This window comes from Amycolatopsis sp. NBC_00438 (assembly GCF_036026695.1).
GTDB lineage: Bacteria > Actinomycetota > Actinomycetes > Mycobacteriales > Pseudonocardiaceae > Amycolatopsis.
In genome coordinates this window covers 4,208,287-4,233,144 of sequence record NZ_CP107923.1, presented here as the reverse complement: position 1 = coordinate 4,233,144, position 24,858 = coordinate 4,208,287, and the positions used below count along the sequence as shown (strand labels likewise).

General features: G+C 73.3%; 23 protein-coding genes and 1 pseudogene. 11 read left to right on the top strand and 13 right to left on the bottom strand.

Annotation, left to right across the window (positions count from 1 at the left end; genetic code table 11):
• The 5 genes from OG494_RS18580 to OG494_RS18560 are packed head-to-tail and all read right to left on the bottom strand — an operon-like array spanning position 1 to position 5,270.
• Complete coding sequence (locus tag OG494_RS18580) at positions 1–750, bottom strand: ABC transporter ATP-binding protein (RefSeq protein WP_328457348.1); 750 nt, start codon at positions 748–750, stop codon at positions 1–3.
• The gene (locus OG494_RS18575) at positions 747–1,733 is read right to left on the bottom strand and encodes an ABC transporter ATP-binding protein (RefSeq protein WP_328457346.1); all 987 of its coding nucleotides are present in this window, start codon (positions 1,731–1,733) and stop codon (positions 747–749) included. The genes OG494_RS18580 and OG494_RS18575 overlap by 4 nt, the downstream gene beginning before the upstream one ends.
• Complete coding sequence (locus OG494_RS18570) at positions 1,730–2,626, bottom strand: ABC transporter permease (RefSeq protein ID WP_328457344.1); 897 nt, start codon at positions 2,624–2,626, stop codon at positions 1,730–1,732. The genes OG494_RS18575 and OG494_RS18570 overlap by 4 nt, the downstream gene beginning before the upstream one ends.
• A complete protein-coding gene (locus OG494_RS18565; protein WP_328457342.1) occupies positions 2,623–3,621 on the bottom strand; it encodes an ABC transporter permease in 999 nt (332 codons plus the stop codon). The genes OG494_RS18570 and OG494_RS18565 overlap by 4 nt, the downstream gene beginning before the upstream one ends.
• Complete coding sequence (locus OG494_RS18560; protein WP_328457340.1) at positions 3,621–5,270, bottom strand: ABC transporter substrate-binding protein; 1,650 nt, start codon at positions 5,268–5,270, stop codon at positions 3,621–3,623. Before OG494_RS18560 ends, OG494_RS18565 begins: the two co-directional genes overlap by 1 nt.
• 219 nt (positions 5,271–5,489) lie before the next feature.
• Between OG494_RS18560 and OG494_RS18555 the strand changes: the two genes are divergently transcribed.
• From OG494_RS18555 to OG494_RS18530, 6 genes and pseudogenes are all read left to right on the top strand, one after another.
• Entirely contained in the window at positions 5,490–6,512 is a 1,023-nt protein-coding gene (locus OG494_RS18555) for a LacI family DNA-binding transcriptional regulator (protein ID WP_328457338.1), read from the top strand.
• Positions 6,512–7,477 (top strand): threonine ammonia-lyase, encoded by a 966-nt coding sequence (locus OG494_RS18550; protein ID WP_328457336.1) that lies wholly within the window; start codon positions 6,512–6,514, stop codon positions 7,475–7,477. The genes OG494_RS18555 and OG494_RS18550 overlap by 1 nt, the downstream gene beginning before the upstream one ends.
• 11 nt (positions 7,478–7,488) lie before the next feature.
• Positions 7,489–8,133, top strand: a complete 645-nt coding sequence (locus OG494_RS18545; protein ID WP_328457334.1) for a phosphate signaling complex PhoU family protein — start codon at positions 7,489–7,491, stop codon at positions 8,131–8,133.
• Between the two features lie 114 nt (positions 8,134–8,247).
• On the top strand, positions 8,248–8,862 hold the full coding sequence (locus tag OG494_RS18540; RefSeq protein WP_328457332.1) for a DUF47 domain-containing protein: 615 nt from the start codon (positions 8,248–8,250) through the stop codon (positions 8,860–8,862).
• Complete coding sequence (locus OG494_RS18535) at positions 8,862–9,857, top strand: inorganic phosphate transporter (RefSeq protein WP_328457330.1); 996 nt, start codon at positions 8,862–8,864, stop codon at positions 9,855–9,857. The genes OG494_RS18540 and OG494_RS18535 overlap by 1 nt, the downstream gene beginning before the upstream one ends.
• 42 nt (positions 9,858–9,899) lie before the next feature.
• A pseudogene (locus tag OG494_RS18530) lies at positions 9,900–10,016 on the top strand (ABC transporter ATP-binding protein); the annotation flags it as partial.
• A gap of 39 nt (positions 10,017–10,055) precedes the next feature.
• Here the strand turns inward: OG494_RS18530 and OG494_RS18525 are convergent.
• The 5 genes from OG494_RS18525 to OG494_RS18505 form a co-directional block, all read right to left on the bottom strand.
• Entirely contained in the window at positions 10,056–10,844 is a 789-nt protein-coding gene (locus OG494_RS18525) for an FHA domain-containing protein (protein WP_328457328.1), read from the bottom strand.
• 2 nt (positions 10,845–10,846) lie between these two features.
• The gene (locus OG494_RS18520; protein WP_328457326.1) at positions 10,847–12,040 is read right to left on the bottom strand and encodes a right-handed parallel beta-helix repeat-containing protein; all 1,194 of its coding nucleotides are present in this window, start codon (positions 12,038–12,040) and stop codon (positions 10,847–10,849) included.
• A gap of 104 nt (positions 12,041–12,144) precedes the next feature.
• A complete protein-coding gene (locus OG494_RS18515) occupies positions 12,145–13,923 on the bottom strand; it encodes a serine/threonine-protein kinase (protein WP_328457324.1) in 1,779 nt (592 codons plus the stop codon).
• Between the two features lie 145 nt (positions 13,924–14,068).
• Positions 14,069–14,506 (bottom strand): ATP-binding protein, encoded by a 438-nt coding sequence (locus OG494_RS18510; protein ID WP_328457322.1) that lies wholly within the window; start codon positions 14,504–14,506, stop codon positions 14,069–14,071.
• Positions 14,507–14,585: 79 nt separating this feature from the next.
• Positions 14,586–16,214 carry an FAD-dependent monooxygenase gene (locus OG494_RS18505; protein ID WP_328457320.1) on the bottom strand — a complete coding sequence of 543 codons (1,629 nt, stop codon included), beginning with the start codon at positions 16,212–16,214 and terminating at the stop codon, positions 14,586–14,588.
• 88 nt (positions 16,215–16,302) lie between these two features.
• Between OG494_RS18505 and OG494_RS18500 the strand changes: the two genes are divergently transcribed.
• Entirely contained in the window at positions 16,303–17,151 is an 849-nt protein-coding gene (locus OG494_RS18500) for a phosphatase PAP2 family protein (protein WP_328457318.1), read from the top strand.
• A 37-nt stretch (positions 17,152–17,188) separates the two neighbouring features.
• Here the strand turns inward: OG494_RS18500 and OG494_RS18495 are convergent, their stop codons facing one another.
• Genes OG494_RS18495 through OG494_RS18485 form a run of 3 tightly spaced genes read right to left on the bottom strand, consistent with a single transcriptional unit; the run spans position 17,189 to position 20,650 of the window.
• Positions 17,189–17,956: a thioesterase II family protein gene (locus OG494_RS18495; RefSeq protein ID WP_328457316.1), complete on the bottom strand. Its 768-nt coding sequence runs from the start codon at positions 17,954–17,956 to the stop codon at positions 17,189–17,191.
• 13 nt (positions 17,957–17,969) lie between these two features.
• Positions 17,970–19,622 (bottom strand): non-ribosomal peptide synthetase, encoded by a 1,653-nt coding sequence (locus OG494_RS18490; RefSeq protein WP_328457314.1) that lies wholly within the window; start codon positions 19,620–19,622, stop codon positions 17,970–17,972.
• A complete protein-coding gene (locus OG494_RS18485; RefSeq protein ID WP_328457312.1) occupies positions 19,622–20,650 on the bottom strand; it encodes a TauD/TfdA family dioxygenase in 1,029 nt (342 codons plus the stop codon). The genes OG494_RS18490 and OG494_RS18485 overlap by 1 nt, the downstream gene beginning before the upstream one ends.
• Before the next feature lie 206 nt (positions 20,651–20,856).
• On the opposite strand from OG494_RS18485, the gene OG494_RS18480 reads away from it, so the two are divergent.
• The 4 genes from OG494_RS18480 to OG494_RS18465 are packed head-to-tail and all read left to right on the top strand — an operon-like array spanning position 20,857 to position 24,846.
• Positions 20,857–21,273, top strand: coding sequence for a cobalamin B12-binding domain-containing protein (locus OG494_RS18480; protein ID WP_328457310.1), 417 nt, complete (start codon positions 20,857–20,859; stop codon positions 21,271–21,273).
• A complete protein-coding gene (locus OG494_RS18475) occupies positions 21,270–22,535 on the top strand; it encodes a methylaspartate mutase (protein ID WP_328457308.1) in 1,266 nt (421 codons plus the stop codon). The genes OG494_RS18480 and OG494_RS18475 overlap by 4 nt, the downstream gene beginning before the upstream one ends.
• Positions 22,532–23,527, top strand: coding sequence for an asparagine synthetase A (locus tag OG494_RS18470; RefSeq protein ID WP_328457306.1), 996 nt, complete (start codon positions 22,532–22,534; stop codon positions 23,525–23,527). Before OG494_RS18475 ends, OG494_RS18470 begins: the two co-directional genes overlap by 4 nt.
• Positions 23,524–24,846: a glutamate synthase-related protein gene (locus tag OG494_RS18465; RefSeq protein WP_328457304.1), complete on the top strand. Its 1,323-nt coding sequence runs from the start codon at positions 23,524–23,526 to the stop codon at positions 24,844–24,846. Before OG494_RS18470 ends, OG494_RS18465 begins: the two co-directional genes overlap by 4 nt.
• The last annotated feature ends 12 nt before the right edge of the window (positions 24,847–24,858 follow it).

Genomic DNA, 24,858 nt, shown 5'->3' with positions numbered 1-24,858 from the left:
TCAGCGCCACGGGTCGGGCGCAGCGGCGGCGAGCCGGCGGGTGTAGTCGTCGGCCGGGTGGAAGATGACCTGGTCGGAGTCGCCGATCTCGACGACGCGCCCGGCGTTCAGCACCATCGTCGTGGTCGAGAAGTGCCGGGCGGTGGCGAGGTCGTGGGTGATGTAGAGGACGGCGAGATCGTTGTCCCGCTTGAGTTCTTCCAGCAGGTTCAGGATGTCCAGCCGGACCGAGACGTCCAGCATGGACACCGGCTCGTCGGCCAGCAGCACCGACGGCCGGGGCGCGAGGGCCCGCGCGATGGCGACGCGCTGGCGTTGCCCGCCGGACAGCTCGTGCGGCAGCTTGTCCGCGAACTGGTCGGCGGGCCGCAGGTGGACGCGGTCGAGCAGGTCCAGCACGGCGCGGCGGCCGCCGTCGAGCCCGTGGACGCGCAGGGGCCGCGCCAGCTGGTGGTGCACCGGCTTGACCGGGTTGAGCGAGGCGAACGGATCCTGGAACACCAGCTGGACGTGCCTGCGGTACTCCCGCAGCGCCCGGTAGCCGGGGCGGCGGGGTTCGCCGTCGATCGTGATGGTCCCGGAGGTGGGCCGGTCCAGCCCGCACAGCATCCGGGCGATGGTGGACTTCCCGCTGCCGCTCGCGCCGACCAGCGCCAGGGTCTGCCCGGACGTCACGGTGAAGCTGACGCCGTCGACCGCGCGGAACCCGGAGTAGTCGCGCACGAGGTCGTGCGCACTCAGCTCGGTCATGCCGAGACCTCCTGGTAGAGGTGGCAGGCGACGTCGGTGCCGCCGACCGGCCGCAGCGTGACGTCGGTGGTGGCGCACTCCGGGCGGACGAACCCGCACCGGTCGGCGAACGCGCACCCGGCGATCGGCGCGGCCAGGTCCGGCGGGTGGCCGGGGATGCCGTGCCGGTCGCGCCGCTGCGAGCGCAGGGTCGGGAACGCGTCGAGCAGGCCGGCGGTGTACGGGTGCTGGGGGTTCTCCCGCAGCTTCACGCTGTCGCCGAGTTCGACGACGCGCCCGGCGTACATCACCGCGATGCGGTCGCTGATCTCCAGCAGCAGCGACAGGTCGTGGGTGATGAAGACGACCGCGAACCCGAGCCGTCGCCGCAGTTCCGAGAGCGCGTCGAGGATCTCGCGCTGCACGAGGACGTCCAGCGCGGTCGTGGGCTCGTCCATCACCACGACGTCCGGATCGAGCGCCAGGGCCATCGCGATCATCACGCGCTGCCGCATCCCGCCGGACAGCTGGTGCGGGTACGAACGGGCGACGCGCTCGGGCAGCCCGACCAGGTCCAGCAGCTCACCCACCCGCGTCCGGCGCTCGGCCTTGGTCAGCTGCGGCCGGTGGGCGTGGAAGAGGTCCTGCAGCTGCGCGCTGACCCGCTGGACCGGGTTGAGGGCGTTCATCGCGCCCTGGAACACCATCGACATCCGGTCCCAGCGGAACTTCCGCAACGCGCTTCCGGTCAACGCCGTCACCGAGACGGGTGCGGTGTCGTGGACGCCCTGGAAGGTGACGCTGCCGGCGGTCAGGTGCGCGGGGGCGCGCAGCAGCCGCGTGATCGCGTAGGCCAAAGTCGTTTTGCCGCAACCGCTTTCGCCGACGATGCCGACCAGCTCGCCGCGGTGCACGTCCAGGTCGACGCCGCGGACCGCGTGCACCGGCCCGGCGGCCGTTTCGTAGTCGACGTGCAGGTTGCGTACCTGGAGCACGGGCGTCATCGGATGTCCCCCTGGGCGCCGCCGCGGCGCTGCACGCGCAGCCGCGGGTTGATCAGTTCGTCGACGCCGATGTTCAGCAGCGTCAGGGCCGCGCCGAGCACCGCGATGCACAGGCCCGGCGGGATGAACCACCACCACGCGCCCTGCGAGAGGGCCTCGCCGTTCTGGGCGAAGAACAGCATCGTGCCCCAGGTGACGGAGTTGAGGTCCCCGAGCCCGAGGAACGACAGCCCGGCCTCGCCGAGGATGGCGCCGATCATCGCGAACACGAACTGGGAAATGAGGATGGGGTAGAGGTTCGGCAGGATCTCGACGACGACGATCCGCCACGCGCGTTCGCCCGACGCGCGGACGGCGTCGACGTAGTCCCGGTGGGCCAGCGACGCCGTCTGGGCGCGCAGGACCCGCGCGGACGCGGCCCAGCTGGTGACCGCGATCAGCAGCGCGATCACGGCGATCCCGCTGGAGTGCAGGTAGCTGGCGGCGACCACGATCAGCGGCAGGGCCGGGATGACCAGGAAGACGTTGCCGATCAGGTTGAGCACCTCGTCGGCCCAGCCGCCCGCGTACCCGCCGACCACCCCGACCAGCGCGGCCAGCAGCATCGTGACCGTGCCGGCGAGCAGCCCGACCAGCAGCGAGGACCGGAAGCCGACGATCAGCTGGGCGAAGACGTCCTGCCCGTTGTTGGTGGTGCCGAGCAGGTGTGCGGCCGACGGCCCGGCGAGGAGGTCGTCGCCGGTCGCGTGCGGGTCGCCGACCAGCAGCGGCCCGATGACCGCGACGGCCGCGTAGAGCGCGACGATGCCCGCGCCGAGCAGGAACTTCGGCCGCCGGGTGAGTGCGGAGACGCGTCCGGCGGCGCGGACGGGGGTGATGACGGCCTGGGTCATCGGGCACCCGCTTTCGCCGTGGTGCGCACGCGCGGGTCGATGACCGCGTAGAGCAGGTCGACCAGCAGGTTCGCGCCGAGCACCGCGAGGGTGATGATCAGGAAGATGCCCTGCATCAGCGGGTAGTCGCTGTTGCGGACCGCCTGCAGCAGCGTGAACCCGATGCCGGGGTAGGAGAACACGGCCTCGGTGACGATCGCGCCGCCGACGACGAACCCGAGCGACACCGCGACGCCGGAGACGCTCGGCAGGACGGCGTTGCGGGCGGCGTAGGTGACCATCACCCGCCGCAGGCTGAGGCCTTTCGCCTGCGCCGTGACGACGTAGTCCTCGCCCATCGTGGAGACCATCATGTTCCGCATCCCCAGCAGCCACCCGGCCAGCGAGCTGACGACGATCGTGAGGGCCGGCAGCAGCGCGTGGTAGACGACGTCGCCGACGAACTCGCCCGACCAGCCGGGCTCGATCTCGACGTCGTACCCGAGGCCGAGCGGGAACCAGCCCAGGCCGGCCGAGAGGAAGTACAGCGCGGCCAGCGCCAGCCAGAAGTACGGGATGGCGGCGAGCATCGTCGACCCCGCGACGAGCGAGTCGACGACCCCGCGGCGGAACCACCCGGCCAGTGCGCCGAGGGAGATGCCGAGCGTGAACGACACGACCGTCGCGACGCCGACCAGGCCCAGCGTCCACGGCAGGGCCTGGCCGATGATGTCGCCGACCGGCGCCGGGAAGAACGTCACCGAGCGGCCGAGGTCGCCGGAGAAGATCTGCCCGAGGTAGCGCAGGTACTGCTGCCACAGCGGCTGGTCGTTCACGCCCAGCAGCAGTTCCAGCGAGTGCCGGGCCTCCGGGGAGACCGGCGCCATCGACGACTGCCGGGCCAGCACCGCGTCCACCGGGTTGCCCGGCGCGAGGCGGGGGATGAGGAAGTTCAGCGACAGCGCCGCGAGCAGGGCCACCGCGTAGAACATCAGTTTCTTGCCGAGGAACCGCATTACCCGACCGGCTTCAGGTTCTTGGCGACGAACCCGGTGTCGGGATAGCTGTCCGCGCGCGAGAGCGCGTAGGCGTTGTCGTCGGTGGGCCAGCCGGTGACCTTCGTGGCGAGGAACGTCGCGTTCGGGCTGTTCTGGAAGATCGGCACGTAGGGCAGCTTGTCCAGCATGACGCGGCCGATCTCCTGGGCACGCTGCTTGAGCACGGCCTCGTCGTCGGTCCCGGCCATCGCGCTCAGCGCGGCGTCGACCTGCGGGTCGGAGAAGCGCGACCAGTTCGACGCGGCCTTCTGCCCGATCGGCGCGGTCGTCGCCGAGGCGAGCACCTGGTTGTAGAGCTGGTACGGGTCCGGCTTGCCGCCGAGGCCGTCGATGAGGAGCTGGAAGGTACCGGTGGAGCGGTCGGAGTTGAACTGGGCGCTCGAAACCTGCTGCACGGTCAGGGTGATCCCGGCTTCGGCGAGCTGCTGCTGCATCAGCTGCAGGGCCTGGATGTAGTCGGTGTAACCGGTGACGACCTTGATCGAGACCTCGAGACGCCGGCCGCCCTTGTCGACGTAGACGCCGTCCGCGCCGCGGGTGTAACCGGCCTTCTCCAGGGCGGCCCGCGCGGCGGCGGGGTCGCGGGTGACCGGGCCGGTGATCCGGAAGCCGTCGTCCCGCGGGGTCTGCAGCAGCTCGGGGCTCGGCACCTTCGCGATGCCGAAGTAGACGGTGTCGACGATGCGTTTGCGGTCCAGGGCCAGGTTCATCGCCTGCCGCACGGCGAGGTCGTTCGTCGGCCAGGTCGTCAGGTTCGGCACGAGGCTGGTCTGGTAGATCCCGGCCGAGGGGACCAGGTGGGTCTTCGGGTCCTTGGCGACCCAGTTCTTCTCCGGGTCGGGCACGAAGGTGTTGCCCCAGTCGATCTTGCCGGCCAGCAGCGACTGGTTCGCGCTCGTGTTGTCGCTGAAGGAGATGAACCGCACGCCGTCGATGGCCGGCTTGCCCCGCTCCCAGTAGCCCGGGTTCTTCTTGAGCAGGAAGGTCTGCGGGGAGAACGCATCGAGGGTGAACGGCCCGGTGCCGACCGGGTTCGCGTTGAGCTCGGTGGCCGGGTCCGCGATCTTCTCCCAGATGTGCTTCGGCACGATCAGGGTGCGGCCCGCCGCGCCCCACAGCTGGTTGAACGCCGGCTGGGCGAAGGTGATCTTCGCGGTGTGGTCGTCCGGCGCGGTCGCGGCGGCCAGCGTCAGCCCGTTGGTGTTCAGCTCGGGGTGCTTGATCATGGCGTCGAACGTGAAGGCGACGTCCTGCGCGGTGAACGCCTGGCCGTCCTGCCACTTGACGCCGTCGCGGGTGGTGACGGTGAGCGTCCGGCCGTCGGGGGAGAAGGTCGCCGCCGTGGCCAGCTGCGGCACCGGCGGGCGCCGCTCGGCCATGTCGAAGAACAGCAGCGACTCGTAGATCGTGCCGCCGTACCCCGCCTGGGCCTGGTTGGGCAGGAACGGGTTGAAGTTGCGGACGAACGCGCCCGACGCGCCGGTGTTCGCGGTGATGATCACGCCGTCGGCGCTGGTCACGGTGCTGGAGCACGAGCTCAGGGCGAGGCCGAGCGTGAGGACGACGGCGGCGGGGGCGAGCAGGCGACGGTGCCTTCCGGCCTTCATGGGGACTCCAGGAGTGCTTAAGCGGTTAACTTGACGGTCGGCCACGCTGACGTGGCGCCGGGAGAGTTCGGTGTCGTCAGGCGGCGATCGGGGGTGAGCCTGGGTTAAGCGCTTCACATCTTGTAACCTCGGTCACGTCATGTCAATGGACCGAAACGATGTCGGGGTAGCCTCGTGCGAGGTGAAGCGATTGAGTCAGCGAGTTATCCGAGGAGCACGATGAAGCGGCTGACCATCTCGGACATCGCGGACGCGGCCGGGGTGTCGACGGGCGCGGTGTCCTACGCGCTCAACGGGAAGCCGGGGGTGTCGGCGGCCACGCGCGAGCGCGTGCTGGAGATCGCCGACCGGATGGGCTGGCGGCCCAGCACCGCCGCCCGCGCGCTGACCCGGTCCCGCTCCGGCGCGATCGGGCTGATCGTCGACCGGCCCGCCCAGGTGCTGGGCATCGAGCCGTTCTTCATGCAACTGGTCTCCGGCATCGAAATGGCGTTGCGCTCGGACCCGTCGACGGCGTTGATGCTGGCCGTCACCGACGACCGGGACGCCGAGATCGAGACCTACCGCCGCTGGTGGGCCGAGCGGCGCGTCGACGGCGTCATCGTGGTCGACCTGCACGAGAACGACATCCGCACCGGCGTGCTGGCCGAGATCGGGCTGCCCGCCGTCGCGCTCGGCTACCCGGAGTCGGCCGAGGTGCCGTGCGTGTGGGCCGACGACGCGGCGCCGATGGAGGAGGCGGTCGGCTACCTCGCGGCGCTCGGGCACCGGCGGATCGCCCGGGTCGCCGGCCCGGACCGGTTCGCGCACACACTGCGCCGCGACGAGGCGTTCACCAAGGCGGCCGGGACGCACCGGCTGGAGTGGTCGAAGACCGTCCACGGCGACTACTCGGGCGACAGCGGCGCCCGGGCCGCGCGGCGGCTGCTGTCGGAGCGCGACCGGGCGACGGCGGTGATCTTCGACAACGACGTGATGGCGCTGTCGGCGATGGCCGCGGCCCAGGAGATGGGCGTCTCGGTGCCCGAGCAGCTGTCCATCGTGTCCTGGGACGATTCGGCGCTGTGCCAGCTAGTCCGCCCGGCGGTGACGGCGCTGGACCGGCACATCACCCAGCACGGCGTGCTGGCGATCGAGACGCTCAACGAGATCCTGGCCGTCGGCGCGGCCGGGCACGTCCAGGCGCCGGCGCCGATCCTGATGCCCCGGGCGAGCACCGGCCGCGCTCCGTCGGACCGCTGATGACGACCGTGCCGCGGACGCGTCTCGACCTCACCCGCATCGAGGCGGCCCGCCGGGTGATCGACCCCGTCTTCCTCGACACCCCGCTCTACCCCTGCGATCCCCTCGGGCAGGCGCTCGGCTGCCGGGTGAGCGTCAAGCTCGAGACGGCGAACCCGGTGCGCAGCTTCAAAGGCCGCGGCACCGAGGTCGTCGTGAGCGGCCTGAGCGGGCCGGCCGCGGTCTGCGCCAGCGCGGGCAACCTCGGCCAGGCTCTCGCCTGGTCCGCGCGGGGCCGCGGGGTGGCCGTCACCGTCGTCGCGTCCCGGTCCGCGCCCGCGGTCAAGCTCGAGCGCATCCGCGCGCTGGGCGCCCGGCTGGAGCTGGTCGACGGCGACTTCGACGAGGCGCGGGAGCGGGCCGTGGCCATCGCCGGGCACGACGGGATCCGGCTGGTCGAGGACAGCCTGGACCTCGAGACGTGCGAAGGCGCGGCGACGATCGGCCTGGAGCTGCTGGACACGCCGTTCGACGCCGTCCTGATCGCGCTCGGCGGCGGCGCGATGGCCACCGGGATCGGCCACGTCCTGAAGTCCCGCGCACCCGGCGTCGAAGTCGTCTGCGTCCAGCCGGCGGGCGCACCGGCGATGACCCGCTCCTGGCGCGAACGGCGGGTCGTCACGACGGAGTCGACCAGCACCATCGCCGACGGCGTCGCCGGACGGCGGCCGATCCGGGAAGTCCTCGACGACCTCCTCGTCGTCGCCGACGACGCGGTCCTGGTGCGGGAGGAGTCGATCGTCGCCGGGATGCGGCTGCTGCTGGAGCACGCCGGGCTGGTCGTCGAACCGTCGGCGGCGCTGGGGGTCGCGGCGGTGCTCGAGAACCGCGCCCGCTTCGCCGGCCGGCACGTGGCCGTCGTCGTCTGCGGCGGCAACGTCGACCTGCCCGCCTACCACCGCTGGCTCGGGAACGGCCTCCCGTAGGCTGCCGAGTCGTGCGAGAAGGATTTCACGACGACCTGGCCCGCCTGAGCGAGCTGCTGGCGACCATGTGCGACCTGGCGGCGACGGCGATCCGGCAGGCCACCGAGGCCTTGCTCAACGCCGACCTCAGAGTCGCCGAGGAGGTCATCGCCGCCGACTCCGCACTCGACGCGCACCGCTCGCGGTGCGAGGAGGACGCCTACTCGCTGCTGGCGCTGCAGGCCCCGGTCGCCGGTGATCTGCGGCAGGTCCTGGCGGTGGTCTACTGCGCGGAACGCATCGAGCGGATGGGCGACCTGGCCGCGCACGTCGCCGACAGCGCGCGCTACGCCCACCCCGACCACGCCGTGCCCGCGGAGCTGAACCCGACGTTCCTGCGGATGGGCGAGCTCACCGCCGGCATGGCCGAGGGCGTCGCGACCCAGATCCGCACCGGGGCCGGCGGCAGCTACCGCGACCTGCGCGAAGCGGACGAAGCCGTCGATTCGCTGCACGCCGACCTGTTGTCCGGCATGACGGGCGCCGGCTGGGACCACGGCCACGGCGAGGCCGTCGCGGCGGCCTTGGCCACGCGCTTCTACGAGCGCTTCGCCGACCAGACCGTCTCCGTGGCCAAGCGGCTCGAATTCGCCCACACCGGAGATCTCCCCGGTTAGACCGCCCGCGTACACCGGTGCGAGTGTCCACTTTCCACCGGAAGTCGCGCCCCGAGCCTGCGAGAGCCCGGGTGGGCGGGCATGATCGCGGTGCGCTGAAGAAGGGACTCATCCATGCGCTTCACCCCACGGGGCACGAAGTTCTTCGACCTGCTGACCGACGCGGCGAGGAACCTCGTGACCGCCACGGCGCTGCTGCGCGACCTCGTCGCCGCGGAGCCCGCCGACCGGGAGTCGATCGCGGGCCGGCTGCACGAGGTCGAACACCAGGGTGACGAGCTCATGCACACGATCATGGTCGAGCTCAACAGCTCGTTCGTCACGCCGTTCGACCGCGAGGACATCCAGGCGCTCGCCTCGAAGATCGACGACGTGCTGGACTTCATGGACACCGCCGCCGACCTGGCCGTGCTCTACCGGATCCAGGCGTTCCCGCCCGGCGTCGACCTGCTGGTGCAGGCGCTCGGCCGGTGTGCGGAGCTGACGGCGGAGGCGATGCCGGGCCTGGCGAAGGTGGGCGAGCTCGAGCCGTACTGGATCGAGGTCAACGAGCTGGAGAACGAGGCCGACCGGATCTACCGGCGGGTCCTGGCCCAGCTGTTCGAACCCGGCGCCGACGCCCTCGAAGTCCTGAAGACCAAGGAGGTCGTCGAGCAGTTCGAGCTGGCCGCCGACGCCTTCGAGCACGTGGCCGACGTGGTGCAGACCATCGCGGTCAAGGAGTCGTAGTGACCGGGACGGCCGCCCTGGTCGCCGTCATCGTGCTGACCCTGGTCTTCGACTACACCAACGGTTTCCACGACGCGGCGAACGCGATCGCGAGCGCGGTGTCGACCCGCGCCCTGACCCTGCGGGCCGCGCTCATCCTGGCCGCGGTGATGAACCTGGCCGGCGCGCTGCTGTCCACCGGCATCGCCGCGACGGTGGCGAAGGGCATCATCGACGTCCCGGTCGGCCCGGACGCGCTCACCGTGGTCTTCGCGGCGCTCGTCGGCGCGACCGTCTGGAACCTGATCACCTGGTACTTCGGGCTTCCCTCGTCGTCCTCGCACTCGCTGATCGGCGGGATGGTCGGTGCGGCGCTGGCCGCGGCGAGCACCGTGCACTGGGCCGGCATCGCCGAGAAGGTGCTGATCCCGATGGTGGCGTCCCCGCTGCTCGGGCTGGTCCTCGGGTACCTGGCGATGGTCGGCGCGCTGTGGCTGCTGCGCCGGGCGAACCCGCACCGCAGCGGCCGGGTGTTCCGCCGCTTCCAGATCGTCTCCGCGTCGGCGCTCGCGCTCGGCCACGGCCTGCAGGACGCCCAGAAGGGCATGGGCGTGATCGTCCTGGCCCTGGTCGCCGCGGGCCAGCAGAAGACGTTCGACGTCCCGCTGTGGGTGACCCTGGCGTGCGCCGCGGCCCTGTCGCTCGGGACGTACTCCGGCGGGCTGCGGATCATGCGGACGCTCGGGCGCCGCGTCTTCCCGCTCGACCCGCCGCACGGGTTCGTCGCGGAGTCCGTGGCGTCGTCGGTGTTGTACGTGACGGCGTTCGCGGTGAAGGCCCCGATCTCGACGACGCACGTGATCACCGCGGCGATCATGGGCGTCGGCGCGACCCGGCGGCTTTCCGCGGTGCGCTGGGGCATCGCACGCGACATCGTGCTCGGCTGGGTGCTGACCTTCCCGGCCGCCGCCGGGGTGTCGGCGGCGATGTTCTTCGGGATCAGCGCGCTCACCTGAGCGCGCTGACGCTGCCCGCCGGGCGGATCGCCGCGCCGGCCGGCCCGGACAGCGCGGGCGCTCGCCCTGGCCAAGGGTCCGCGGCTGCTGCTCGACGAGCCCATCGCGAGCCTCGATCCGTTGGCGCGCCGCGAGTTCATGCAGACGCTGACGCACGCGCGACCGCGGCCCGGTCCCGCCGGCGGGACCGGCCCCGGGTTACGACACGGGCGGGTCGGGCAGCTCGAGCCACTCCAGGTCCATCGGCACCAGCGTCGTCGAGAGCACCAGCTCCCGGAGCAGGTTGACCGTCAGGGTCAGGCCCACCGGCTCGCCCACCTCCTCGCGCCGCAGCCCGTGCACCCCGGCGTCGGAAAGCCGTTGCCGGACCCGGGAAACGATGTGCTCGACACGCTTGGCCGTCCAGCTCTCGCGCGGCCGCCGCTCGCCGAGCTCGGCCGCCGCCTGCTGCCGGGACAGGGGCAGCGGCTGCGGGTCGTAACCGAGGTAGCGCTGCCCGAGCACGGCCAGCACGAGGTGCTCCTCCGCGGTGAGCCGCCAGCGTTTCGGCGGGGCCGTCGGGTGGGTCGGCCGGGGCGTGGCCGTGCCCTCCCCGTCGGAGACGAGCAGCTCCAGCACGTGCTCGCGGTCGCGCGTCCCACGCAGGAACAGCGCGGTGTACCCCGCGGCCAGGGGCAGCGGTTCGCTGTCGCGGTGCAGCAGGACGCTGTCGGACAACCGGATCGGCGAGCGGCCGGTGTTGCTCAGCCACCAGCGGTCCCGGTCGTGGGTCAGCAGGCCGTGGACGCGGCTGATCCGCAGGTCGTCCTCGCCGACGCAGACGTCGACCTCGAGCCGGTTGCGGCCGAAGCTCACCCGGCTGCCGGGCGTCGGCGGGACCGCGACGCCGCCGGTGACGGTGAGCGCGCTCAGCGTGCCCGGCACGGACCCGGCCACGCCGTGGCGCAGGCTGCGCTGGCGGTGCGGGTCGAGGCGTTCGGCGGGCACGGTTACCTCCGCTCGTAGGCGCCGATGTCGAAGCCCGCGCCGGAGGGCCGGGGGACACCGTCGAGGTCGAAGGCGGGGGCGAGCACGGGGCTGCCGGTGTCGACGGCGGCCGAGCCCGGCGCGAGGTGGTAGTCGCCGCGGGCCGGGTCGGTGAACCCGGGGTCGCCGGCGAGGTTGTGGTCGGCGGTGAACGGCCCGGCCGCCACCGGGCCGTCGCCGAAGACGTTGTCGCGCAGGATGTTCGTCCCGGCGAACCGGTCGCCGCCGACGTGCACCGAGCCGTGCGCGTTGCCGGCGAAGGTGTTGCCGACGATCGTGAGGTCGCGCATGGTCCCGGTCGACTCGACCCACAGGTCCAGGCCGGCCTGGGCGTTGCCGGTGGCGAGGTTGTCGAAGACCCGGACGCCCGAGAGCAGCCGGGTTTCGGAGTAGTCCTCGACGGCGAGCCCGATGCCGGCCTTGGACGCGTTGCGGGTCCCGCTCACGACGTTGGCGTAGACGTCCACTGTGGACGACGAGTCGACGTAGATGTTCGGCCCGCGGTTGCCGGTCACGACGTTGTGGTGGATCTTCACGCGGGCCGCGTCGTCGTACTTGACGTCGATGCCTTCCTCGCCGTTGTCGTGCACGCGGCAGCCGGACACCTCGACGTCCGACGAACCCGAGGCGATGCTGAGCGCCTCGTGGTCGGCGGACGTGCCGCGGGCGTTGGTGCCGCGGATGTCGCAGGCGGTGACGCGCACCCGCCGGGTGCCGACCAGGACGAGCCCGCCGTCGCCGGAGCCGTCGACGCCGAACCGGTCGAACACGAGGTCGTGCGCCCCCTCGGCGTAGACCCCGAACCCGGCCGACCCGGCGACGGTCAGGCCGGTGAACTCCAGCCAGGAGTGCCCGCCCACGGCCAGCAGCCCGGCGGGGCCGCCGGTCCCGGTCAGCACGGCGGGGCCACCGACGCCGGTGAACCGGATCGGCCGGCCCGGGCCGCCGTCACGCCGGATGGTGAGGCCGCCCGGGTAGGTGCCCGCCGCGATCGCGACGGTGTCACCCGGGCGGGCCGCGTCGGCCGCGGCCTGGACGGTGGGGTACTCGCCGCCGGGCCCGACGTGGAGGGTCCGCGGACCCGCTCCGGCGGCCCCCACGGCCGTCGGAACGACCACGGCCGCCACCGTGAGCAGCACGCCGGCCACACCCCGCATCGCCACCTCTTGTCCCCTCCGGTCCGCCGACGCCGACCTGGCCCTGTTTTAGCCGAGCCCGCCGGGGACCGGTCCCGGCTCGCCGACCCGCGGGAGAGCCGGGGTCACGGCAGCCGGCCGGCGACCGCGGTCGCCAGCGTCCGGGCGTTCGCGCAGAGCGCGGCACCGCCGGTCGCCCCGGTGTCTTCGAGGGTGACGACGGCGATCTCCTCCCGGTTCGGCTCGGTGCCGCGCAGCACCGGCAGCGCCGGGGTGTAGAAGCGGTGCACCACCTGCACCGAGCACGCGGGCCGGCCGCCCGGCACCGGCGCGACGACGGCGCTGCGGGTGCCGACGCGGATCCGGTCGCCGGGCACGTCGGTGTCCGGCTCGATCGGCCACTCCCGGGTGAAGCGCACGGTGATCGTCCGGGGATCGTGCTCCCAGGTGCAGCCCCACCCGCCGAACTCCCGGTCCGGGGCGGTGGCGCGGCCGAAGAGCCCCGTCGTCTCCGCGGCGTCGAGCAGGCCGCACGCGTCGACGTGGGCGAGCGACCACGCCGGGAACGGCCGGGCCCGCCGCGGCAGGGGCCCGTTGGCGAGCATCGGCAGCACGTCGGACAGCACCGACTCGGAGATGGCGCACAGGGGCGCGTCTTCCGCGCGCGTCACCGGGCGCGAGGCGACGTCGATCCGGTTGGTGTCGGCCAGCGAGATGCTGCGCTCGCAGGTGCCGTCGTGGGCCTCGGGGCGTTCGATGTCGCCCATCCGGCCGGGCTCCGGGGGCCGGGTCGGGTAGCGCAGCGGGCCGGTCAGGTCGAGGTACGTCTGCACCTGGCCGGTGCCGTGGGCGAGGGTGGTCGTGACCACGCAGGTGCCGAAGTTCTTCAGCTCGGGATCCACGAAGGCCCGGCCGAACGGGGTGAGCGCGTTGATCGAGATCGCCGCGCACGGGTCCGTCGCGGCCGGGTCGGCGCCGAGCGTGTTCGGCCCGCCCGCCGGTGCGGCCGACGGCGGCCGGGTGAGCAGGAACCCGGCCGCCAGCGCGATCACCGCGGCCGGCGCACCCATCGCGAGCAGGCGTCGCCGGCGGCGGCGGCGCGGCCGCCGCGGCTTCGGAGTGTCCCCTTCGAGCATCGCGGCGGCCTCGGCGGCGGTGGGCCGGTCGGCGGGGTGGCGGGCCATCAGCGCGGCGAGGACCGGGCCGAGCCGTCCCGCGCGCTCGGCCGGGGCGGGCCGGCCACCGGCGGCGCGGCGCATCTGCACGAACGGGCCGTCCTCGCCGGACCCCCACGGCGACCGGCCTTCGATCGCGGCGTAAAGGGTGGCGCCCAGGGAGAAGACGTCGGACGCGCTGCCGGCCTCGCCGCCGCCGGCTACCTCCGGCGCGACGTACCCGAGCGTCCCGGTGAGCTGGGCGCCGCCGGTGCGGGTGACCTCGGTCCAGCGGGCGATGCCCAGGTCGGTGAGCTTGGCGACGTCGTCCTCGGTCACCAGGACGTTGCCCGGTTTGACGTCGCGGTGGACGATGCCGCGGGCGTGCATGGCGGCGAGCGCCGCGGCGAGCTGCGCGCCGATCCGCCGGACCCGGTCCCCGGGCAGCGGGCCGCCGTCGTCGACGAGTTCTTCGAGGCTGCGTGCGGCCAGGTATTCGGTGACCAGCCAGCGCGCGTCGCCGTCGTCGACGACCGTGTCGAACACCGTGACGACGTTCGGGTGCAGCAGACCGGCCCCGATGCGCGCCTCCCGCCGGATCTGCCCGGCGTCGGCGTCGAGGGATCGTTTGAGCGACACTTGCCGGCCCAGCTCGAGGTCGAAGGCCCGCCAGACGACGCCCATGCCGCCCTGTCCGAGCTCCTCCTCCAGCCGGTACCGGTCGGCTACGACGCGACCACCACTGCCCACCCGCGGAGTCTACGAAACGGCCTGGCACCCCGCGCGCCGCACGTCACGGAGGACGCCGCCGCACGCCGCCGCCGTTGACCGGCGAAACCATCCGGGAGCCGGACGGCATCGAGCTGTCCCCGGACGGGAAACCCTCTACGTCACCTCACGAACGGTGACCCGCGCGGGTCAGGGCGAGCTCGGCCCAGACGGTCTTCCCGCCGGGACGGCGCAGCTGGCCCCAGGCGGCGCTGGTCTTCTCGACGATCCACATCCCGCGGCCGCCCTTGAGCGACGGTGACTTGGGGATGGCGGCGACCGGGGAGCTGTCGTCGATCTCGATCCGGAGCGTGCCGCGGTCGCGGCGCAGGCGCACCCGGATCGGCGGCTTGGCGTGGCGGAGCGCGTTGGAGACGAGCTCGTCGAGCACCATCACGATGTCGGTCAGCAGCTCGGCCGTGAGATCGGGCAGCAGGGCGCGGGCCCAGCCGCGGACCCTCGCCAGCTCCTTGAGGTCGGCCTTGACGGTGGTTTCCACGGTTTCGACGCTTTCGTTCTCGTCGGCGAGGACACCGGGATCGGCGGGTCTTGCGTCGAGGCTCATGATCGGTCTCCTCGGGGAAAGAGACGGCTACGGGCTTCTTGACTGCCCCCATCCGGCGGAGTTCAACCGCCCCGGCGGGTCACACCGCACATCCCCGGGCGTGGTCGAGCACCGCGCCGGGATCACCGGGGGACGTCTGCCCGCGCCACGCGACGTAGCCGTCGGGCCGGACCAGCACGTACCGGGCGGCGTAGAGACCGTGCAGATCCGGCCGGTTGAGCCGGAAGCGCGTCAACGGAACGCCGGCCGCGGCCGCGGCGGTCTCCCATTCGGGCGCCGGGGGCGCGGCGACCTCCAGGAGCGTGAAACCGGGGCCGAGTTCGTCCTGGAGCGAGCGGTCCCGGTCGAGCCACTGGTGCGGCAGCCGGTGGCCCGGAGCGCCGGACGGCCGGTACTCCGAGCCGGTGGAGGCGGGCGCGGGGCCGTCGTCGGGCACGATGACGGGCGAGCCGGGGTACGCGGTGCCGAGCACAAAACCGAGGGTGTACATCTCGGCCGTCTTGGCCTGCCGGATCAGCTCCGCGGTCTTGGCGCGCGCGGCCCGGCCGTCCGGCCCGTCGTCGTCCAGGCCCGGCGCGGCGAGCTCGCCGGTCAGCACCCGCATGTTCCGTTCGGCCTCGGCGATGGCGCGCTGCGCGATGGGACGGCGTTCGATTTCGTAGGAGCCGAGCAGCCCGGGGCCGGCCCAGCCGCGCAGCGCGGCCGCGAGCTTCCAGCCGAGGTCGGCGGCGTCCCCGATGCCGGTGTTGGCGCCGAACCCGCCCCACGGCGGGTTCTGGTGCGCGGCGTCCCCGGCCAGGAAACACCGCCCGTCCCGGTAGTGGTCGGCCACCAGCATCCGGGACGTCCAGGGATCGGTCGCCCGCACGCTGATCGGGGCGTCGGTGCCGATCATCCGGTGGACCGCCCGTGCGCACCACGCGGCGTCGGCGTCTGCCGGCGCGTTGATGATGATGGCCCACCACAGGTCTTCGGTGTCCAGCGTGCCCATCAGGCCGTTGACCTCGGGGTTCACGACCCAGTACTGCACGGCGCGGCCGAGCTCGTGGCGGGCGGACAGCCCGGGCGCGTCGAAGATGACCTGGACGTTGCGGATCTCGTGGCTCCGCCCGGCCAGCGGGATGCCGCACGCCCGCCGGACCGCGCTGCGGGCCCCGTCGGCACCGACGAGGTAGCTGCCCCGCACCACGCGCTCGCGCCCCGTGTCGTCCGTCGCGGTGGCGGTGACGCCGGTGGCGTCCTGCTCGAGGCCGCTCAACGTCCAGCCCCAGCGCGCGCTGACCGTCTCCCGCCGGGTGATGGTGTCGCGCAAGGCCTCTTCGACGTGGTTCTGCGCGCACCAGAGCGCGGGTTCGGCCAGTTCCGTCCGCTGGACGTCGCCGAGGGCGAAGACGCCGTCGAAGCGTTCCAGCCGGTGCCCGGTGAGCGAGGTGCAGAAGACCGCCGAGTCGGACCAGCCGAACGGCAGGGGAGCGTTTTCCCGGACGGCGCCGGCGATGCCCAGGCGCCGGAAGAGCTCCATCGACCGCGGGTTCAGCTGCTTGCACCGCGGCGACGCCAGGCTCGGCGCCGGCCGCGGTTCGAGCAGGACGCAGCCGATGCCCCGCGCGCCGAGTTCGTGGGCGAGGGTCAGGCCGACCGGGCCGCCGCCGGCGATGACGACCTCCGTGGTCTCCACGTCGAGGGGCGTTTCCGCGTTGCTCGTCATGCCGGCAGTCTAAAAGCGCGTGATCTTCCGGCGGCGGGCATCCGTTACTCCATATAGAGTAACGCGGGTCGTCGTCGATGGAGGTGTCTTGCCCGCTCGCCGCTGGCTGATCGTCGCCGCCGCCTGCCTCGTCGCGCTGATCCTGGTCTACGTCCTCGCGGTGCTGACCGTCACCGGTCAGGAGCTGGAGAACGCGGCCCTGCGCGGGGCCGACCAGGCCGCCGCCCGCGACCAGACCGCGGCCGACCAGAGCCTGTCGCGGATCACCGTCTACTCCCTCGGCGTCGCCGTCGTGCTGGTGGCCGTGATCGGGTTCCTGCGCCGGCGGCCGGCTCTCGCGGTCGCGGCGGTGGGAGTGATCGTCGCCGGCCAGGTCGTGACGCAGGGGCTCAAGCGGTTCGTGCTGCCGCGGCCGTCACTCGTGCCGCTCACCGGCCACTACGCGGACAACAGCATGCCCAGCGGGCACACCACGATCGCCATGACGGTGCTGTTCGCCGCGCTGCTCGTCGTGCCCTACCGCTGGCGCGGCCTGACGATGGTCCTGCTGCTGTCCTGGGCGGTCGGCATCGGCGCCTACACGGTGACGGCGAAGTGGCACCGCCTCTCCGACACCCTCGCCGCGGACGCGATCGCCCTCGGGCTCGCCTGCCTGGCGTCGTGGTGGCTCGCCCGCCGCGGCGTGGTCCGCCGGTACGAGGGCCGGCGCCGGATCCCGCGGGTGCTCGTCGTGGTCGTCGCCGCCCTGGGCGGGCTGGTTTTCCTGGCCTTGGGCGGTTTTCTGATCGGGGCGGCGCTCAGCCAGGACGGCCTCGACGCGACCCTGCGCGACAACACCTGGGTGGTCTACCTGGCCGCGAGTTCGCTCGCCTCGGCCGGGTCGGTGGCCGCCGCGCTGGTGTTCCTGGGGACCTGGCGCCGCCTCGAGATCCCGTGACGACCGGGGCGGGCGGCCGCGACCGCCCGCCCCGGCGTCAGCGGGCCGCCGGAACCGGCGCGAGGGCCGGGATCCGCGTCGGCAGGGTCCGCCAGATCTCCGGCGTGTAGAAGTGCCCGCCGGGCAGCTCGACGTGCTGGTACCCGTTGCGGGCCAGCGACCGCCACTGCTCGGCCGTCTCCGGCACGATGACGTCGTCGTCGGCCCCGGTGAGCACCTGCAGCGGGACGCCGACCGTCGCGCCTTCGGTGTAGCCGAACGTGTCCCGCACCCGGATGTCGGCCCGCATCAGCTCCAGGGCCATCTCGCTCAGCTCCGGGTCGTCGAGCACGTACCCCGGCAGCAGGCCGTTGGTGCGCATCCACATCACCAGCTGCTCGTCGGTGTCCTGCTGCGCGGGGAACATGTCCCGCGGGGTGAGGCCGCGGCTCGGCGCGTTCGCCGACGACACGATGAGCGTCTCCGGCAGCGGGCCGCCCCGGCGCTGCAGCCGGTTGGCGACGTCGAACGCCATCCAGCCGCCCATGCTGTGCCCGAACAGCAGGTACGGCCGGGGCGCGGCGGCCGCCGTCACGGCGTCGGTCGTGTCCTCGGCGAGCGCGTCCCAGTCGGGGGCGAAGTCGTCGAGGAACCGGCCGTCACGGCCCGGGTAGCAGATCGTCACGAGCTCGACGTCGGGTGGCAGCACGTCGGCCCACGGCAGGTACGGGCCGGAGCCGCCGCCGCAGAAACCGAGGCACACCAACGTCTTCGTCGCGTCCGGGTTCGGCCTGGCCCGGACCACGGTGTTGGGGAGGTTGTCCATCGCCGTGCTCCTTTCAGCTCGCGCCGAGCGCCGCGACGTGCTTGGCGAGGTCGGCCAGCCGCGGGTGCCGGTAGACATCCTTGGTGGACACCGGGACGCCGAAGTTCTTCTTCAGCCGCGCCACCACGCGCAGCGCCACCAGCGAATGCCCGCCGAGGGCGAAGAAGTCGTCGTCGGCCCCGACGCCGTCGCGGCCGAGCACCTCGGACCAGACGTCCGCGATCAGCTCCTCGACCGGCCCGCTGGGCGCCGCACCGCCTTCGGCGACCGGCGCGGGCAGGGCCGCGGTGTCCAGCTTGCCGTTGGGCGTGCGAGGTAGCGCGTCGAGCCGGACGTACGCGGTCGGGACCATGTACTCCGGCAGTTTCCCGGCCGCCGCGACCTGCGGCCGCTCGCCGCCGACGTGGTAGGCCACCAGCTGGTCCTCACGCAGCACCACGGCCGCGGCGGTGACGCCGGGAGCGTCCCGCAGCACCGCTTCGATCTCGCCCAGTTCGATCCGGTAACCGCGCAGTTTCACCTGGCGGTCGAGCCGGCCGGTGAACTCCAGCGCGCCGCCGGGGGACCAGCGGACCTCGTCGCCGGTCCGGTACAGCCGGGTGCCGGGTTCACCGAAGGGATCGGGGACGAACCGCTCGGCGGTGAGGCCCGGCCGGCCGAGGTACCCGGCGGTGAGCCGGGGCCCGGACAGGTACAGCTCGCCCGCCGCGGCCGGCCGCAGGGCGTCGTCCAGGACGTGGGCCCGGATCCCGGCCAGCGGCACGCCGATGTGCGGCCCGCCCGGCCCGGCGATCCAGGTCGCCGTGGCGTCCACAGTGGACTCCGTCGGGCCGTAGAGGTTGAGCGCCTCCAAGGGGCTTTCGGCCAGTTCGCGCCACATCGGTTCCGGGATCGGCTCGCCGCCGATGAACAGCCGCAGCGAGCGGCCGAGCAGGTGCTCGCGCAACGCCGTCCAGTGCGACGGCGTCAGGTCGAGGTCGGTCACGGCGCACTCGTCCAGCCAGGCGACCAGCCGGGCCGGGTCGGTCCGGTGGTCGTCGTCGAGCACGACGACGCTGTCACCCCGGCACACCCGCGCCCACTGCTGCACCGACGCGTCGAACGACACGCTGGCGTTCCACGCGACGACCCGCGGCTCGCCCGCGTACATGCCCGCCTGCTCCAGCGCGGCGACGAGCGCGGCCACCGCGCCGTGGTGCGCCGGGACGCCCTTGGGCCGTCCGGTCGAGCCGGACGTGTAGATCACGTAGGCGGGATCGAGGTCCGACACCGCGGTGTCGTCCGTGCGCGGGCCCTCGGCGGCGGGGTCGACGACGACCGCGTCCGCTGGGAGCCAGGCCGGCGTGGTCGTCGACACGAGCGCGCGGATCGCCGCGTCACCGGCCATGAAGGCCAGCCGGTCGGCCGGGTAGGTGGGGTCGAGGGGGACGTACGCCGCGCCGGTCCGCCAGACGGCGAGGAGGGCGACCACCAGGTCAACGCCACGCCCGAGGCCGACGCCGACCCGGTCGCCGCGGCCGACGCCGTGGGCGCGCAAGGCTCCGGCCAGCGCCGCGGTCCGGCGGTCCAGCTCGGCGAAGGTCAGCGTGGCCGCGGTGTCCCGCACGGCGATCCGCTCCGGCGAGCGGCGGACCGCGTCGCGGAAGCGGGGGAGCAGGCCGGCCATCAGAGCGCCTCGTTCGCGGCCGGGGGCACGGTCGGCGCGCAGTCCACGACGTCGACCGGCTCACCCATCGCGACGACGATCTTGCGATCGCCGCGGAACGGGTCGCGCCCGTGCGTGGACAGGATGTTGTCGACGAGCAGCAGGTCGCCCGGCTGCCACCGCTTGCGCACCGTCGCGGCGTCGTAGGCGGCGTCGAGCGCGGCCAGCTCGTCGCGGGTCAGCGGGGAGCCGTCGCCGATCGCGGTGTTGAACGGCAGGTCGTCGCGGCCGAACTCGTCGATCAGCGTCTCGCGCAGCTCGTCGTCGAGCGACCACTCGTTCCAGAAGGCCAGGTGGTTGAACCAGACCTCCTCGCCGGTGACCGGGTGGCTGACGACGCCCGGGCGCACCTGGCTGGTGCGCAGGTGGCCGTCGTCGAGCCAGCGGCACGCGATCAGGTTCTCGGCGCAGTAGCGCTCGACGTCTTCGCGGGTGGTCGCGGCGAACGCGGTCTGCCAGTCGGTGGAGATGTGCTCGGAGTAGCTGCGGTTGAGCAGCCAGCCGTGCGCGCGGACCTTCGCCACCAGCTCCGGCGGCAGCGCGCGGAGCACCTTCCGGACGTCCGCGACCGGCGTCGCCCCGCCTTCCGGCGGCGCGATCAGGCAGGAGAACATCAGCAGCCCGGGGAAGGTGAGCGTGTAGCTGTTCTCGTTGTGCATCCGGATCCGCTGCGCGGCGGGCAGGTCGGTGGACGAGAAGACGCCGTTGCCGAAGTCGCTGCGCGGCGTCGCCTTCTCGCGGTACGGCGTGCGGGCCGGCATCAGCGTGTCGCGTACGACGCCGAAGTCGTCGACGCTCGCGATCGGCAGGCCGCGCAGGTGCAGGGAGCCGTGCCGGTGCAACGCCGTCCGCAGCGACGGCGCCGCCGCGGCCAGCCACGCCACCGCGTCGTCGAGGCCGGTCAGACCGCCGACCTCGGCACTCGCCGGCTCGCCGGGCTCGACCACCCAGTCGAGCGGCAGGAACTCTTTGACGCCCAGGGAACCCATCGTTTGTCCTTTCGCCTGACCCGCAGCGGGCGTCCACAGTGGAACCACCCGGTTCGCTCGTCCGCCGACGCTAGGCGGGTTCGCGACCACGCGGCGGCAGCCGGTGCGGCAGTGCGGCGGCAGTTTCCGCCCGCGCCGGGTTGTCGCCGCCGTCCTGCCGCCGCAACTGCCGGTCCGGCCCCGGTTCCGCTCTTAGGTTCGGCAGCGTGACTTCGGAACTCCGCCCGGTCGCCGTGGTCAGCAGCACGGCCTCCGACGCGCACACCTGGAACCTCGTGTACCTGCAGCTGCTGCTCGAAGAGCACGGCTTCGCGGTGACGAACCTCGGCGCGTGCGTCCCGGACGACCTCGTGGTGCGCGAGTGCCGCCGGCTGGACCCGGACCTGGTGGTGCTCAGCACGGTCAACGGCCACGGCCACACCGACGGCCTCCGGCTGGCCCCGCGCCTGCGGGCCGTACTGGCCGGCGCGGCGCTGGTCATCGGCGGCAAGCTCGGCGTCGACGGCACCAGCGGCCGCGAGTCGCTGCTGCGGGAGGCGGGCTTCGACCGCGTCTTCGGCGACGGTGACATCGGTGCCTTCTGCCGCTACCTGGCCGAGCTGCCGGTGCGGGTGGCGTCGTGAGCGTGCCGTTCGGGGCGTTCGTCGCCCGGGAGCACGCGGCGGGCCGCCTGGTCGTCCAGCCGCGGATGGGCTTCCCGGCGCCGTCGGCCATGCGCGCCGGGCTGCTGGCCACCCGCGCGGCCGCGGCCACCACGGTCGGCACCCTGACGCTCGACAGCTACACCCGCGTCGGCGACCTCGTCGCGGCGGCCCGCGCCCTGGCCGAAGGCGCGCCCCTCAACGGCTTCCCGCTCGTCACGCACGGCGCCGAGGCGACCCGCGCGATGCTGGACGGCGTGCTCGGCCCGGACTTCCCGGTCCAGGTGCGGCACGGTTCGGCCCGCCCACAGGACATCGTCGCGACGCTGGTGGCGGCCGGTCTCGACGCGACCGAGGGCGGCCCGGTGTCGTACTGCCTGCCCTACAGCCGCACCCCGCTGCGGACGGCGATGCGGCACTGGGTGGAAGCCTGCGGTTCGCTGGTCGCCACGGGTGGCCCGGTCCACCTCGAGACGTTCGGCGGCTGCATGCTGGGCCAGCTCTGCCCGCCGGGCATGCTGGTCGCGATCAGCGTCCTGGAAGCGATCTTCTTCGCCCAGCAAGGCATCCGCAGCGTCTCATTGAGCTACGCGCAGCAGACCGACCCGGCGCAGGACGAGGAGGCGGTGCGGGCGCTGCGCCTGCTGGCCGCGCGCTACCTGCCCGGCGTCGAGTGGCACGTGGTGCTCTACGCCTACATGGGCGTCTACCCGCGGACGCCGGACGGCGCCGCCCGGCTGCTGACGTCCGCCGCGCGGCTCGCGGTGCGTTCCGGCGCGGCCCGGCTGATCGTGAAGACGGCCGCGGAGGCGCACCGGATCCCGACCGTCGAGGAGAACGTCGACGCGCTCGAACTCGCGGCCCGCGTCGCCGCCGCGACTCCTGCCGGGGCCGACGTCGAGGACACCGGGATCCACGCCGAAGCCGCGACGCTGGTCGAGGCCGTGCTGGACCTGGACGACGACCTCGCCGGCGCGCTGCCGGCGGCGTTCGCCCGCGGCCTGCTCGACATCCCCTACTGCCTGCACCCGGACAACGCCGGGCGGGCGCGCAGCTACCTCGACCCCGCCGGCCGGCTGCAGTGGGCGGACACCGGCGGCCTGCCGATCGGCCCGGCACCCGGTGGCGCGCGGCCGCGGCGGACCGGCTCGGCCGAGCTGCTGGCCGCGCTTTCACATGTGGAACGGAAGTTCGACACGCCCCCGGCCGTCCGGGCCGGGGCCCGACCCGGAGGAGCGTTATGACCGACACCTACGACGGCGAGCTGCCACCCGCGCTGCCCGTGCACCTCGCCTCACCCGTCACGCGGAGCGCGTTGCGCGTGCAGCACCAGGTGCTGGTCGCGGTGCGGGAGTTCCTCGGCGGGGAGGGCTTCACCGAGCTGCTGCCGCCGGTGATCGGCCCGGTCACCGACCCCGGCGTCCGCGGCTCGAAGCAGCTGGACGTCGACTACTACGGCCACCGCTACAAGCTCATGACCAGCGGAATCCTGTACAAGCAGGCGTCGCTGCTGGGCTTCTCGAAGATCTTCTACATCGCGCCGAACGTCCGGGCCGAACCCGTCGAGACGTGCTCGACGCGGCGGCACCTCGCGGAGTTCCACCAGATCGACGTCGAGCTGGCCGGCGCGACCCGGGCGCAGGCCCAGGGCGTCGCGGAACGGCTGGTGACGCACGTCGTGAAGCACGTGCTCGCGACCGTCCCCGGCGAGCTGACCGGGCTGGGCCGCGACCTCACGGACCTGGCCGACGTCCTCGCCGGCGCGTTCGGCCGGATGACGCACGCCGCCGCCGTCACCCGGCTGCACGACCTCGGCCACCCGCAGAGCCCGGACGCGGAGATCGACTGGGAGGGCGAGGAGCTGTTGTCCCGCAAGGCGTCCCAGCCGTTCTTCGTCGACGACTACCCCAAGGGCTCCCGCGGCTTCTACGACCGCGAAGCCACCAGCGAGCCGGGCATCCTGCGCAACTTCGACCTCCTCGCGCCGGGCGGCTTCGGCGAGCTGGCCAGCGGCAGCGAGCGCGAGTCCGACTACGCCCGGATCGTCACGCGGATGCGCGAGACGGGGGAGAACCCGGCGAAGTACGGCTGGTACCTCGACATGGTGCGCGAGGGCATCCCGGCGAGCGCGGGCTTCGGCCTGGGTCTGGAGCGGCTCGTCCGGTTCCTCACCGGCCTCGACGCGGTGTGGCGGGTCAACGCCTACCCGAAGGTGCCCGGGCTGGTGGCACCGTGAGGGCGGCCGGCTTCCCCGAGGAGGCGGTCCGGGCCCGGGCCGCACGGGGCTCGGCGGCGGTCTTCCCGGCGGAATCCGCGTACGGCGGCGAGGTGTTCGGCGGCGCGTCTTCCCCTGGTGACGAGCTGGACCGGGCGCGGCTGGTGCCCCCGGTGTTCGTCCCGGAGCGGCTGGAGAAGCTGATCGAGCTGGGCCGCGAGCCGCTGTTCTCCGACGTCGACCTGACCACCGGGATCGGCGGCTTCGCGTCGTCGCTGCCGGTGTTCCTGACGGCGTTCGGCTCGACGCAGCTCGGCGGGAGCGAACTGGCGGTGGCGGCGTCCCGGCAGGCCGGCCGGCTCGGCGTCCCGATGGTCGTCGGCGAGAACGTGGTGCCGGTCAAGGGCTACGCGAACGCCCTGCTCACCCGCGTCCGGGCGTACACGGACGAGGTGCCGGACGGGCTCGGCGGCGTCGTGGTGCAGCAGAGCACCGAGGACGCCGACGCCGAAGTCTGGAACCTCGTGTACAGCGACCCGGCGTCCGCGCCGCTGCTTTCCACCGGCCGGCTGGGCTTCGAGCTGAAGGTCGGCCAGGGAGCGAAGCCGGGCCTGGGCGGCATGACCCTGCTGGACGGCGTGACGGCGGCCCGTGTCGACGGCCAGTACGCGCTCACGGAGCTTTTCGCGGACCGCGTGCTGCGTTCCGGTAGCCCCGGCACGTTCACCGGCGAGATCCTGCGTCAGCAGATCCGCTTGATGCGCAACAACTTCCCGCGCGCCCGCGTCTGGGTGAAGCTCCCACCGGGCCGCGACATCGCGGAGGCCACCCGAGTCGCCTGGGCCGCGGGAGCGGACGCGGTCACGGTCGACGGCGCGGAAGGCGGCACGGGCTGGGCGCCGACGGCGTTCCTGGACCACGTCGGACTGCCCCTGGCGGAGTGCCTGCGCCGGATCGGCCCTCCGCCGGGCTGCCTGCTGGCGGGCGGCCGCATGTGGGAGGGCACCCGGGTGGTCAAGGCCCTGGCTCTCGGGGCCCGCGCGGCAGCCCTCGGCCGAGCGGCGCTGATCGCCGTGGACGAGGACCGCGCGGAAGGCCTGGTACGGCTGGTGGAGGCGCTGGCGTTGGAGGCGAAGCTGCTGATCAGCGCCCTGGGCAAGTACCGCCCGGCGGCCTTGACCGCCGACGACGTCTGGCCCGGTGCCGGTGCCGGTGCCGCTGCCGCCGCTGCCGGCGCCGGTGCCGCTGCCAGTGCCGCCGCTGCCGCCGGTGCCGCTGCCGCCGGTGCCGCCGGTGAACTGCCGCTCGACCTGCCGGTCCGGGCCGTTCCCACCGCTTAGTTTTTCCCCAGT